The following is a 13176-nucleotide window of genomic DNA, read 5'->3' on the forward strand; positions in this document are numbered from 1 at the left end:
ACGAGCAAGAAAGATGACCGCATGGTCATAATCGAGCCTAGGCCGAAGATGACCGACTGGTCAACTTGCTAGGATGCCGTCATGCCTCCAGCAGCTCGTCCGGCTCGCGTCGATGCCGTCCGCAACCGCGCCGCGCTGCTGGCAGCAGCAGAGGCCGAGTTCGCGGAACGGGGCACCGACGCCTCGATCGCCGGCATAGCCCAGCGCGCGGGCGTGGCCAAGGGCACGGTCTTCCGTCACTTCGCCACGAAGGACGACCTGGTCGCGGCCGTGGCCAGTGATCGCTTCGCGCAGCTCGAAGCCGTCGCCCGGCGCCTCGCGGAGTCACCCGACCCTGGTGCGGCGCTACGGGAGTTCACGTCCGCGACCGCGGAGGTCCTGCAGCAGCAGGGCCTCACGTTCCTACGGGCGGCCAGCGAGTGCAGCCCCGTCGTCGCCGGAAGCCGCGACCGGCTGCTCGCGAGCGCCGACGTGCTGGTCGAGCGGGCGCGCCGGGACGGCATCGTGCGCGCCGATGTCACCGGGGCCGACGTCCTGCTGCTGACCTGCGCCACCGTCCACACCGCCGCGGCCGGGCCGGGCCCGGCCCCGGATCTGTGGCGGCGCTACCTGACCATCGTCGTCGACGGCCTGCGTCCCGAGAGCGCCAGCCCCCTGCCGGTCCCGGCCCCGCAACAGCCCTGAGACGTGTTCCGGAAGTCGCGTCGTCCGCCCCGCCCGTCCTGTCGCAGTGCTGACAGACCGTGGGCCGCTGACCTGCAAGGACGGTAGTGGTCTCCCCCGAGCAGCGAGAAGCGGGCTCGCGAGGCGATCGATCGCGCCTTCGGGAGCGGCCTCGATCCCGTAGACGGCCCACAGGCGGAACCGGGTGGCCGCCCCTCCCGCGTGCCGCCCCCCTGACACGGCGCGCCCGTTACAGCGCGCCCTTCCGCGTCAGCTGCGTGAACGAGATCCAGCCGGGCAGCACCGGCAGCCAGAACGTCATCAGCCGGAACAGCAGCACCGCCGGCGTCGCGATCTCCTTCGGGACGCCGAACGTGATCAGGCCCGCGATCAGCGCCGCCTCCACCGCGCCCAGACCGCCGGGGGTGGGCGCGGCCGAGCCCAGCGCGTTGCCCGCGAGGAAGACGACGGCGACGGTCGCGTAGCTCATCTCGTTCCAGCCGAAGGCCCGTACGGACGCGTCCAGGCACATCACGAACGCGATCGACAGCATCAGCGTGCCGCCCAGCCCCGACAGCAGCTGCTTCGGCCGCTGCACCACGTCCAGCATGCGCGGCACCACACCGGCGAACAGCGACCGCACGCGGTCGTACACGAACTTCCGCAGCGTCGGCACCGCCGTCACGATCAGCGCCAGTACCGCCGCCGTCAGCAGGCCCGCGATGACCGTACGGGACGGCGAGAACGTCGGCGTGTGCTCCGTACCGGTGAGGTAGCCGAAGACCATCAGCAGGATGACGTTGTTGGCGAGGCCGAACAGCTGCGACGCCCCGACGCTCGCCACCGCATGGCCGGGCCGTACGCCCGCCCGCTGGAGGAAGCGCGTGTTCAGCGCGACGCCGCCGATGGCCGCCGGGGCGACCAGCTTCACGAACGAGCCCGCGACCTGCGCCTGCACGGTGCGCAGGAACGACACCTTCTCCGGTACGAAGCCGAGCAGCGCCGTCGCCGCCGCCACGTAGGTCAACGAGGAGAACAGCAGTGCCGTCGCGACCCACTCCCACTGCGCCTGCGCCACCACCTCGTCGATCTGCACGTGGCTGAGCTGCGAGAAGAGGAAGTACGCGGCGAGCGCCCCGGCGATGAAGCTGACCAGGGTGCGCGGCTTGATGCGTTCCAGCCGGGCGGGCTCTATCGGGGCCTGCGGACGGATCAGCAGCACCTGCTGCCGGATCTGCACCAGCAGGTCCTCCTCGCGCGCCTCCTCCAACGCCTCGTCGATGGCCTTCTTCTGCGCCCGCTGCTCCGCGCGCAGCGACTTCCGGTCGCTCGCCGACGCGGCGAGCCCCTTCGCCTCCTTCTGCGCGCGCGACGCCTCCAGCACCGCGTCCCGTTCCCGCTGCGCGCGCTCCTTCGCGAGCTTCCGCAGCGTCGTACGGGTGCTGCGGCTGAGCGCGATCGGCTGGAGCAGCGGCAGGCTGTCCGCGATGGCGTCCGGGCCGAGGACGCCCACGGCCGCCGCGACGGCACGTTCGGCACCGGTCCGCAGCCCGAACGCGGTGAGCAGCTGCGCCACGTCCATCCGCAGCAGCAGGTCGCCCGCGGCGATCTCCCCGCCGCGCAGGTCGGTGAGGAAGACCGAGCCGGAACGATCCACCAGCAGCGCCTCGCCCGTCAGCCGCCGATGGGCGATGCGCCGCGACTGGAGCGCCGCGACCTGCCGCCAGGCGCGGTCCATCAGTTCGTCGGTGATCTCCTCGTCCCGGACCGAGTCGAGCTGGCGGCCGCCGATGTGCTCGTAGACCAGCATCACGGCGTCCGGGCCCAGTTCGGAGGTCGCGATGAGGCGCGGCGCGTTGGCACCGGCGGCGATCGCGGCGTACGCGAGGAGCGCCTCCTGCTCCAGCGCCTGCCGCAGCGACTGGAGGCTGCGGCGCTGGGTGAGGCTGCGCAGGGCGAGTCGGCGCCACACGCGGTAGAAGTACCCGTGCGCCTGCTGTTCCCGGTCGACGACGGTGACGTCGAGCGGCGGGCCGTCCTCCAGGGTGACGCGGTACGCGCGACCCCGGTCGTTGGTGTCGGCCTGCTCGGTGTCGGCCTCCTCCACGCGCAGCGCGCTCACCGGGTGGAAGCCGACGCGGCGCAGCCCGGCGAGCAGGGTCTGGCCGGTGGGCCGCACGTTGGGGGAGCCGACCGCGTACAGGGTGGCGTACGCCACGGTCCAGCCGATGAGGACGGTGACGAGGATCGAGAACGGCGTCGAGTAGCCCGCGATGAGCACCGCGAACGAGTCGAGCACCAGCACGCCCCACAGCAGCACCCGCCAGCGCGGGCGGCGGGCCATGCCGACGGCCGTCATGTAGGCGATGACGGGGGCGAGATAGCTGTGCACCGGGGTGGTGACGGAGCCGTCGGTGAGGGGTTTGGTGAGCGCGTCGTGGACGGAGCGGGGCGCGACCTCCGTCACCCACAGGTCGATGGAGAGGGACGTCCCGTGGGCGAGTACGGCGGCGAGGACGCCGTCCGCGATGCGCAGGCCGTCGCGTTTCACGAGCCGTTCGACGGCGAAGGCGACGGGGACGAGCAGCACGGCGACGCTGGAGGCGAGGCCGGTGATGCTGATCAGGAGGGCGGGCGCCTGCTCGGTGCCCTTCTTGACGTCGTCCTCCAGACCGGCCGTGGTGCCGTGCGCGAAGGCGGCGATGGTCAGCACGACGACGATACCGAGCAGGCCGAGGCCCATCCGCATCAGGTCCGAGGGGCGGTGCACCCGGGCGGGCAGCAGCGGTTCGTCGCTCTCGATGTGGTCGCCCCCGGAGGGGTCGCCGGGGGTGGTGGCGCGCGCGGGGGCGCCCTCGGCCCGGTCCGCGTCCCCGGTCCCGTCACCGGGGTCCGCGTCGGCCCCCGGGTGCTCCGCGGTGGCGGACGCGCCGACGGACGGGAGCGCCGCCGCCTGTTGAGGCTCGGCCCCCCGCCACGGCTCGGTCGCCGTCTCGTCCTGGTCTCGTATCACGTGTCACCGCCGGGAAGATGGTGGCACGCGAGTACGGCTACGGGGGACAAGGGGGCGCATTCCGGTAGCGCGAGATTGTTAACACCGCGCCGACGCTGTCGGTGGGGTACGGCAGCATGAGGGCCATGCGAGCAAGCGAGCGCCCGGAGACCGCCGGGCCGCCGGAGACCGCCGGTCCGCCGGAACTGCCCGAGTACGCGGAGCGGGTGCTGGACGTGGCCGAACGGGTCCCGCCGGGCCGCGTGCTGACGTACGGCGACGTCGCGGAGTGGCTGCGGGACGAGGACGAGGAGCGCGACCGGCGTGCCACCGGCGGGCCCCGGCAGGTGGGCCGGGTGCTGGCGCTGTACGGCGGCGCGGTGCCCTGGTGGCGTGTGGTGCGCTCCGACGGTGTGCTGCTCCCCGGGCAGGAGTTGGCGGCCATGGCGCGTTACCGCGCGGAGGGCACGCCCCTCCGCGGCGCCGGGCGCTCGGCGGAGGGGCACGTCCCGCGCGTCGACATGCGCCGGGCCCGGTGGGACGGCGTGGACGGATGACCAGCGGTTCGGCCTGCTCACAGGTACCAGCTTCCGTCATGTCCCCCGGAGCCAGCCACCGGTCCGCCCGTACGGGGGACGCGCGCGGGCGCGGGTGCCGGGCGCCCGCGCCGGGGGTCGGTGACCCGGGGGAGCCGCCGCGCCCCGTGTGCCCCCTGGCGTAGCGTCGGCACCGTCCGGCACCGCACCGCCCCGCGGGGGCCCGCCCCGGCGGTCTCCACCTCGTACGGCCCCACCTCGTACGGCCCCGCTCCGTACCGCCCCACCTCGTACGGCTCCACCGAGCAAGGCCCCGTCCCAAGGCGACCCACGTGAACAGCTCCCTCCCGACCACGACGCACCGGACCGCGCCACGGGCCGGTGCGTACCGTCTGGTGCGTACGCCCGTCGGGCCCGTGGAGCTCCCTGCCTTGGACGCACGCCAGCGTGCGGTGGTTGACCACCGGGCGGGGCCCCTGCTCGTCCTCGCCGGGCCCGGCACGGGCAAGACCACCACGCTCGTGGAGGCCGTCGCGGAACGCGTGCGCGGGGGCGCCGACCCGGAACGTGTCCTGGTGCTGACCTTCAGCCGCAAGGCCGCCGTCGAGCTGCGGGACCGGATGGCCGCGCGGATCGGCGGCCGGGGGGCGCCGCAGGCGTCGACGTTCCACTCGTACTGCTACGCGCTCGTACGGGCGCACCAGGACGCCGAGTTGTTCGCGGAACCGCTGCGGCTGCTGTCCGGGCCGGAGCAGGACCTGTACCTGCGCGAACTGCTCGCCGGGCAGCGGGAGCTGGCGGCCGGTGCCCGCGCGCGCGTCACCTGGCCCGACGACCTGCGCGCCTGCCTCACCACCCGCGGCTTCGCGGACGAGGTCCGCGCCGTTCTCGCGCGCAGCCGCGAACTGGGCCTGGGCCCGGACGCGTTGGGCGCCTTCGCGCGCCGTACGGGCCGTCCCGACTGGGCGGCCGCCGCGGACTTCTTCGCCGAGTACCTGGACGTGCTCGACGCGCAGGGCGTCCTCGACTACGCCGAACTCGTCCACCGCGCGGTGCTGCTGGCCGAGCGCGACGAGGTCGCGCGGAAGCTGCGGGCGGCGTACGACGCGGTGTACGTCGACGAGTACCAGGACACCGACCCGGCGCAGGTGCGGCTGCTGCGGGCGCTCGCGGGGGACGGGCGGACGCTGACGGCGTTCGGGGACCCGGACCAGTCGATCTACGCGTTCAGGGGCGCCGACGTGGGCGGCATCCTCGGCTTCCGTACGGACTTCCGCCGCCGCGACGGGCGCCCCGCGCGCGTGGAGGTGCTGGGCACCAACCGCCGCTCCGGCGCGGAACTGCTGCGCGCCACCCGTGAGATCACCCGCCGCATGCCGCTGACGCGCCTCCCCGCCGACGCCGTACGGGCGCACCGCGACCTGCGGCCGGTGCGCGGGGGCGGCGCGGTGGACGTCGTGACGTGCCCGACGCCGGGCGCCGAACTCGACACCGTCGCCGACGTGCTGCGCCGCGCGCACCTGGAGGACGGGGTGCCGTGGCGGGACATGGCGGTGCTGGTGCGCGCGGGGGGACGCACGATCCCGTCCGTACGGCGGGCGTTGACCACGGCGGGTGTGCCGCTGGCCGTCGACGGCGACGACGTGCCCCTGCGGCACGAACCGGCGGTGGCGCCGCTGCTGACCGCGTTGCGGGTGGCGGCACGGGAGGCGGCGACGGGGGAGGTGTCGGCGGGGGAGGCGTCGACGGAACAGGTGGTTCCGGAACGGGACGTCCCGCCCGCCGGGGCGGCGCCGCCCCTCGACACCGACACCGCGCTCACCCTGCTCACCTCGCCGCTCGGCGGCATGGACGCCGCCGACCTGCGCCGCCTCGGCCGCGCCCTGCGCGACGAGGAACGGGCCGCGGGCCACGCCGTACCGCGCCCCTCCGACACGCTGCTCGCCGAGGCGCTCACCGAACCGGAGCGCCTGGTCGCGCACGACCCCGCGTACGCGCGCGGAGCCCAGCGCCTCGGCCGCCTCCTGCGCGAGGCGCGCGACGTGCTCGCCGCGGGAGGCACCGCCGAGGAGGCGCTGTGGCGCCTCTGGGACGGCACCCCGTGGCCGCAGCGCCTGGAGCGCGCGGCGCTGCGCGGCGGCGCCGCCGGGCGCAACGCGGACCGCGACCTGGACGCCGTGTGCGCGCTGTTCGCCGTCGCGTCCCGCGCGGAGGAACGTACCGGCGGGCGGGGCGCGTTCAACTTCCTGGAGGAGGTCGACGCCCAGGACATCGCCGCCGACACGCTCGCCCCCCGCGCGGTGCGCCCCGACGCCGTACGGCTGATGACCGCGCACCGCGCCAAGGGCCTGGAGTGGCGGCTCGTCGTCGTCGCCGGGGTGCAGGAGGGCCTCTGGCCCGACCTGCGGCGCCGCGGTTCGCTGCTGGAGGCCGACCGCATCGGCCGCGACGGGCTGGCGGAGCCGCTCACCCCGGCCGCGCTGCTCGCGGAGGAGCGGCGGCTGTTCTACGTGGCGGCGACCCGCGCCCGGGAACGCCTCGTCGTGACGGCCGTACGGGCGCAGGCGGACGACGGCGACCAGCCGTCCCGCTTCCTCACCGAACTCGGCGTCGAGCCGCGCGCGGTGACCACCCGCCCGCGCCGCCCGCTCGCCGTGGCGCCGCTCGTCGCGGAACTGCGCGCCACCACCGTCGACCCCGCCGCCTCGCCCGCGCTGCGCGAGGCGGCGGCGGAACGGCTGGCGCGGCTGGCCGCGTTGCGCGACGACGACGGGTACGCGCTCGTGCCCGCGGCCCATCCGCAACGCTGGTGGGGCATGTACGAGCCGACCCGCTCGAAGGTGCCGCTGCGGGACCGGGACCAGCCGGTGGCGCTGTCCGGCAGCGCGCTGGAGCAGCTGGCGCACACCTGCTCGCTCCAGTGGTTCCTGGGCCGTGAGGTGCGCGCGGACGAACCGGCGGGCGCCGCCCAGGGCTTCGGGAACGTGCTGCACGTACTCGCGGACGAGGTCGCCTCCGGCGGGACGCCCGCCGACCTCGACGTGCTCATGGAACGTCTCGACTCCGTCTGGGACGGCCTCGCCTTCGACGCGCCGTGGCGGTCGCGGCAGGAGAAGGAGAGCGCCCGCGCCGCCCTCGAACGCTTCCTGCGCTGGCACGTGACCGCGCGCGGCGAGGGCCGCCGTACGGTCGGCAGCGAGCACGGCTTCGACGTGACGTTGGAGGCCGGGGAGTTCACCGTCCGCATCCGCGGCAGCATGGACCGGGTGGAGGGCGACGCGGCGGGACGCGCGTACGTCGTGGACTTCAAGACCGGCAAGGCCAAGCCCTCCGCCGCCGACGTCGCCGACCACCCGCAGCTCGCCGTCTACCAGCTGGCCGTACGCGAGGGGGCCGCCGACGAACTCTTCGACGGCGCGCGCCCGGAGCCCGGCGGCGCCGAACTGGTCCACCTGCGGCTCGGGGCCACCCGCAAGGAGGGCGGTGCCGAACTGCCCGCCGTGCAGCGGCAGGAGCCCCTGGACGGCGAGCGGGTCGCTGAGCTGCTGGCGACGGCGGCGGGCCGCGTCCTGGACGAGCGGTTCACCCCGGCCACCGGGGGGCACTGCGCGTTCTGCGCGTTCCGCGGGGCGTGTTCGGCGCAGCCGGAGGGGCGGCAGGTCGTCGAGTGACGCGGGCGGGGACCGTACGGGCGCACCGCACGGCGGGCCGCGCGCACCGTACGCCCGCGTCGCGCGCACCGTACGGACGCCACCCCCGCGCCGCCTGTCGGTGCCGGGAGTTAGCGTCTCCGGTGTGCCCGTACAGCTCAGCGATCCCGAACAGCTCAAGGAGCTGCTCGGCATCCCCTTCACCCCTGAGCAGACGGAGTGCATCACCGCGCCCCTCGCCCCGCAGGTCGTCGTCGCGGGCGCGGGCTCCGGCAAGACGACCGTCATGGCGGCCCGCGTCGTCTGGCTCGTCGGCACCGGGCAGGTCGCCCCGGACCGGGTGCTCGGCCTGACCTTCACCAACAAGGCCGCCGCCGAACTGGCCGAACGCGTCCGCTCCGCCCTCGTCCGCGCGGGCGTCACCGACCCCGACCCGGCCGACCCCGACCACGCGCCCGGCGAGCCGCAGATCCTCACGTACCACGCGTTCGCCGGGCGCCTCCTCAAGGAGCACGGCCTGCGGCTCGGCCTCGAACCGGGCGCGCGCCTCCTCGCGGACGCCACCCGCTTCCAGCTCGCGGCGGGCGTACTGGCGGCGGCGCCCGGCCCGTTCGAGGGCCTGCGGAACGGGCTGAGCACGCACGTACGCGACCTGCTCGCGCTCGACTCCGAACTCTCCGAGCACCTCGTACCGCCCGACCGGCTGCGCGCGTACGACGCCGGGCTGCTCGCGGAGCTGGCCGACGCGGAGCTGACCAACGACCAGCTGCGGAAGATCCCGCAGGCCGCGCTCGGCCGTACCGAACTGCTTGGCCTCGTCGAGGAGTACCGCGCCCGCAAACGCGAGCGCGACCGGCTCGACTTCGGTGACCAGATCGCGCTGTCCGCCCGGCTCGCGCGCGACGTGCCGGAGGTGGGGCGGCTGCTGCGGGAGGAGTTCGGGGTGGTGCTCCTCGACGAGTACCAGGACACGTCCGTCGCCCAACGCGTCCTGCTCGCGGGCCTCTTCGGCGCCCCCACCGGGCACCCCGTGACCGCCGTGGGCGACCCCTGCCAGGCCATCTACGGCTGGCGCGGCGCCTCCGTCGCCAACCTCGACGACTTCCCCGGCCACTTCCCGTACGCCGACGGCGCCCCCGCCCGCCGCCTCTCCCTCAGCGAGAACAGGCGCAGCGGCGGCCGCCTCCTCCGGCTCGCCAACGACCTCGCCGCCCCGCTGCGCGCCCGCCACGAGGGCGTACGGGCACTGCGCCCCGCGCCCGGCGCCGAGCACGACGGGCGCGTCCGCTGCGCGCTGCTGCCGACGCACGCCGAGGAGCTGACGTGGCTCGCGGACTCCGTCGCGCACCTCGTCCGTACGGGCACACCGCCCGGCGAGATCGCCGTACTGTGCCGTACGGGCGGCGACTTCGCCGAGATCCAGGGCGCGCTGGTGGCCCGCGAGGTCCCCGTCGAGGTCGTCGGACTGTCCGGGCTCGTGCACCTGCCGGAGGTCGCGGACCTGATCGCCATGTGCGAGGTGCTCCAGGACCCCACCGCGAACGCCCCCCTCGTCCGCCTCCTCATCGGCCCCCGCTGGCGGATCGGCCCCCGAGACCTGGCGCTCCTCGGGCGGCGCGCGCGGCTGCTCGTACGGCGCGCGCGCGACGGCGAGCAGGACCGCGAACGGCGGCTCGCGGCGGCCGTCGAGGGGGTGGACCCCACGGAGGTGGTGTCGCTGGCGGACGCGCTGGACACGTTCCTGGCGGGGGAGGGCACGGACGTCCCCGGTGCGCGGGACGCGCCGGGGGGCCGCGACGGCGGGTACGGGGACGAGCTGCCGTTCTCGGCGGACGCGCGGGTCCGGTTCGCCCGGTTCGCGGCGGAGATCCGGGACCTGCGGCGGTCGCTGGCCGACCCGCTGATGGACGTGCTGCACCGGGTGCTGGCCGTGACCGGCCTGGAGGTGGAGCTGTCCGCGTCCCCGCACGCCCTGGCGGCACGGCGGCGCGAGACGCTGCACGCGTTCCTGGACGTCGCCGCCGGATTCGCCGGGCTCGACGGCGAGGCCACGCTGCTGGCGTTCCTCGGCTTCCTGCGTACGGCCGCCCAGTACGAGAAGGGCCTCGACACCTCCCTGCCGGGCGGCGAGGACACGGTGAAGGTGCTCACCGCCCACAAGGCGAAGGGCCTGGAGTGGGACGTCGTGGCCACCCCCGGGCTGGTCGGCGGGCAGTTCCCCAGCGAGCAGGGCCGCGAGTCGTGGCTCAGCCGCCCCGGCGTCCTCCCGTACCCGCTGCGCGGCGACGCGGCCACGCTGCCCGCGGTCGAGGCGTGGACGGCGAAGGCCCGCAAGGAGTACGACACCGGGCTGCGCGACCACCAGGCCACCGAGGAGCTGCGGCTGGGCTACGTCGCGTTCACCCGCGCCCGTTCGCTGCTGCTCGGCTCCGGGCACTGGTGGGGGCCGAACCAGAAGCGGGCGCGCGGCCCGTCGGCGTTCCTGGAGGCGCTGCGCGCGCACTGCGAGGCCGACCCGGCGCACGGCGAGGTGGAGGCGTGGGCGGAGGCGCCCGCGCCGCACGAGTCGAACCCGGCGCTGGACGCGCCCGCCGAGGAGCGGGCCTGGCCGATGCCGCTGGACGGCGAGGCGCTGGCACGGCGGCGGTCGGCGGCGGCGCGGGTGCTGGCGCGGCTGGAGGAGGGCGCCGGTACGGACGGGGGCGCGGACACGGCGGCGGGTGCGGGGGCCGTACGCGCGGCCGGGCCCGCTCCGTCCGGGCTGACGCCGGAGGAGGCGCGGCTCACCGGCTCCTGGGACCGCGACCTGGACGCGCTCGCCGCCGAACTCCGCCGCGCCCGCGCCACCGTCCACGACGTGCCGCTGCCCGCGTCGCTCTCCGCCACCCAACTGCTGCGCCTGGCCGCCGACCCCGACGGTCTCGCCCGCGAACTCGCCCGCCCCATGCCACAACCGCCGCGGCCCGCCGCCGCGCGGCGCGGCACCCGCTTCCACGCCTGGGTCGAGTCCCGGTTCGAGGCCCTGCCCCTGCCGATGCTCGGCCCGGACGAACTCCCCGGCGCGGACGGGGAGTCGGCGGACACGCCCGCCGGGATCGAGGACGAGCGGGATCTGGCGGAGCTGAAGGAGGCGTTCGAGCGCACCGCGTACGCGCGCCGCACCCCGTACCGCGTGGAGGTCCCGTTCCAGCTGTCCCTCGGCGGCCGTACGGTCCGGGGCCGCATCGACGCCGTCTACCGGGCGGAGGGCGGCGGCGCGGGCGAGGGCGTCGCGTGGGAGATCGTCGACTGGAAGACGGGCCGCGGGCGGCACGCCGACCCGCTCCAACTGGCCGTCTACCGGCTCGCCTGGGCCGAGCGGCGGGGCGTGCCGCTGGAAGCGGTGGACGCCGCGTTCCTGTACGTGCGCACGGGGGAGCTGGTCCGCCCGGCGTCCCTGCCGGGGCGGGAGGAGCTGGCACGGCTGCTGCGGGAACCGGAACCGGAACCGGAACCGGGACCGGGACCGGGGGCGGGCGGCGGTCCGCCGCCGGAACGCGTACCGGGGCCGCGGCACGAACCCGCACCGGAACTGTGGCCCGCGGACGAGCGGGAACCGGACCCGTACGACGACCCCGGCCCGTACGGCGACCCGTACGGCGACCTCGACCCGTACGGCGACGGCGACCGGGGCCCGGACCCCGGCGAGCGGCCGGATGAGGGGGCCGCCGGGCAGGACGGTTAGGCTCGTGGCCATGAGCAGCCCACCGGACGGCGCCGTCCCGGCTCCCGTGGCCGCCGCCCGTACGCACGCCCGCCGCACCGTCGAAGAGCCGCACGCCCGTGGGCCCGTACCGCGTCACCCGCGAGGGTGGTTCGGCGCCGAGCGGGGGCCGGTCGTGGGCGCCGCGTGGTCCGGTACTGCTCGGGAACACCCCCGTACCGTCGGCCGACCCGCACCAGCGGCCGTACGACCGGCGGCGCCGACGACGAAGGGAATCGGGAAGACCACGTGACGACCTGGACCGACGACCGCAGTGCCGACCGGCCGATCATGCTGACCGGGGACGGCGGCATCGACCGCGCCGCCCACCACCGGCTGGACGAGGCGTGGCTGGCCGCGGCGTGGAGCCACCCGACGACACGCGTCTTCGTGGTCTCCGGCGGCCAGGTCCTCGTCGAGGACACGGCGGACGGCCGTACGGAACTGGTGACCATGGGCACGTTCGACGCCCCCATCACCGAGTCGCACCGCTACTTCCTGGGCATCGACGAGGACGGCGTACGCTACTTCGCGCTCCAGAAGGACTCCCTGCCCGGCCGCATGGACGAGGCCGCCCGCCCGGCCGGTCTGCGCGAGGCGGGCGGGCTGCTGTCCGAACGGGACGCCGGGCTCCTCGTACACGCCGTCGCCCTGGAGAACTGGCAGCGCCTGCACCGCTTCTGCTCCCGCTGCGGCGAACGTACGGTCATCGCCGCCGCCGGCCACATCCGCCGCTGCCCGGCCTGCGGCGCCGAGCACTACCCGCGCACCGACCCCGCCGTGATCATGCTGGTCACCGACCACGACGACCGGGCGCTGCTCGGCCGCCAGATGCACTGGCCGGAGGGGCGGTTCTCGACGCTCGCCGGATTCGTGGAGCCCGGCGAGTCCATCGAGCACGCCGTCGTCCGCGAGGTCGCGGAGGAGGCGGGCGTGACGATCGGGGACGTCGAGTACGTCGGCAGCCAGCCGTGGCCGTTCCCCTCCAGCCTGATGCTGGGCTTCATGGCGCACGCCACGTCGCCCGAGGTGCGGGTGGACGGGGACGAGATCGAGGAGGCGCGCTGGTTCTCCCGGGACGACCTGACGGCGGCGATCGCGTCGGGCGAGGTGCTGCCGCTGTCGGGCGTCTCGATCGGGGCACGCCTGGTGGAGCTGTGGTACGGCAAGCCGCTGCCGCGTCCGCGCTGAGGCCGCACGCCTGAACCGCCGCCGGGGGAGGCGCCGTCGACGCGTGCGCCTCCCCGTGGCGGCCGGACCGGTCGGTCGGGCGGACCGGTCCGTCGGACCGGCCGGTCAGACCGCGAGGGCGGCCTTCACCTGGGCCAGCGAGGGGTTCGTCATGGTGCTGGACTCGCCGCCGCTCTCGGGGACCACGAGCACGGTGGGCACGGTCTGGTTGCCGCCGTTGGCCTTCTCCACGAAGGCGGCGGACTCCGGGTCGTGCTCGATGTTGATCTCCGTGTACGCGATGCCCTCGCGGTCCATCTGACCCTTGAGGCGACGGCAGTAGCCGCACCAGGTGGTGCTGTACATGGTCACGGTTCCGGGCATGGCTGCTCGCGCTCCTTCGTGTGGTCGGCGATGGCAGAA

At 75.4% G+C, this 13176-nt stretch carries 7 protein-coding genes; 5 read left to right on the top strand and 2 right to left on the bottom strand.

Annotation, left to right across the window (positions count from 1 at the left end; genetic code table 11):
* Window positions 1–81 precede the first annotated feature (81 nt).
* On the top strand, window positions 82–684 hold the full coding sequence (locus D7M15_RS20315) for a TetR/AcrR family transcriptional regulator (RefSeq protein WP_121518818.1): 603 nt from the start codon (window positions 82–84) through the stop codon (window positions 682–684).
* A 229-nt stretch (window positions 685–913) separates the two neighbouring features.
* Here the strand turns inward: D7M15_RS20315 and D7M15_RS20320 are convergent, their stop codons facing one another.
* A complete protein-coding gene (locus D7M15_RS20320) occupies window positions 914–3676 on the bottom strand; it encodes a flippase-like domain-containing protein (RefSeq protein ID WP_240649391.1) in 2763 nt (920 codons plus the stop codon).
* A gap of 125 nt (window positions 3677–3801) precedes the next feature.
* Between D7M15_RS20320 and D7M15_RS20325 the strand changes: the two genes are divergently transcribed.
* The 4 genes from D7M15_RS20325 to nudC all read left to right on the top strand — a co-directional run bounded on the left by D7M15_RS20325 (window position 3802) and on the right by nudC (window position 12774).
* Window positions 3802–4212 carry an MGMT family protein gene (locus tag D7M15_RS20325; RefSeq protein WP_121518819.1) on the top strand — a complete coding sequence of 137 codons (411 nt, stop codon included), beginning with the start codon at window positions 3802–3804 and terminating at the stop codon, window positions 4210–4212.
* Between the two features lie 311 nt (window positions 4213–4523).
* Window positions 4524–7862, top strand: a complete 3339-nt coding sequence (locus D7M15_RS20330) for an ATP-dependent DNA helicase (RefSeq protein ID WP_121518820.1) — start codon at window positions 4524–4526, stop codon at window positions 7860–7862.
* 124 nt (window positions 7863–7986) lie between these two features.
* Window positions 7987–11565, top strand: coding sequence for an ATP-dependent DNA helicase (locus tag D7M15_RS20335; RefSeq protein ID WP_121518821.1), 3579 nt, complete (start codon window positions 7987–7989; stop codon window positions 11563–11565).
* Window positions 11566–11832: 267 nt separating this feature from the next.
* Window positions 11833–12774, top strand: coding sequence for an NAD(+) diphosphatase (gene nudC / locus D7M15_RS20340; RefSeq protein ID WP_121518822.1), 942 nt, complete (start codon window positions 11833–11835; stop codon window positions 12772–12774).
* 105 nt (window positions 12775–12879) lie between these two features.
* Here the strand turns inward: nudC and D7M15_RS20345 are convergent, their stop codons facing one another.
* Entirely contained in the window at window positions 12880–13137 is a 258-nt protein-coding gene (locus tag D7M15_RS20345) for a mycoredoxin (RefSeq protein WP_121518823.1), read from the bottom strand.
* Window positions 13138–13176 lie beyond the last annotated feature (39 nt).

Origin of the sequence: Streptomyces sp. Z26 (assembly GCF_003665095.1) — a bacterium.
GTDB lineage: Bacteria > Actinomycetota > Actinomycetes > Streptomycetales > Streptomycetaceae > Streptomyces > Streptomyces phytohabitans.

Coding starts and splice junctions, on each gene's coding strand:
- D7M15_RS20315 (WP_121518818.1), top strand. CDS start 82: ATGCCTCCAGCAGCTCGTCCGGCTCGCGTCGATGCCGTCCGCAACCGC.
- D7M15_RS20345 (WP_121518823.1), bottom strand. CDS start 13,137: ATGCCCGGAACCGTGACCATGTACAGCACCACCTGGTGCGGCTACTGC.
- D7M15_RS20325 (WP_121518819.1), top strand. CDS start 3,802: ATGCGAGCAAGCGAGCGCCCGGAGACCGCCGGGCCGCCGGAGACCGCC.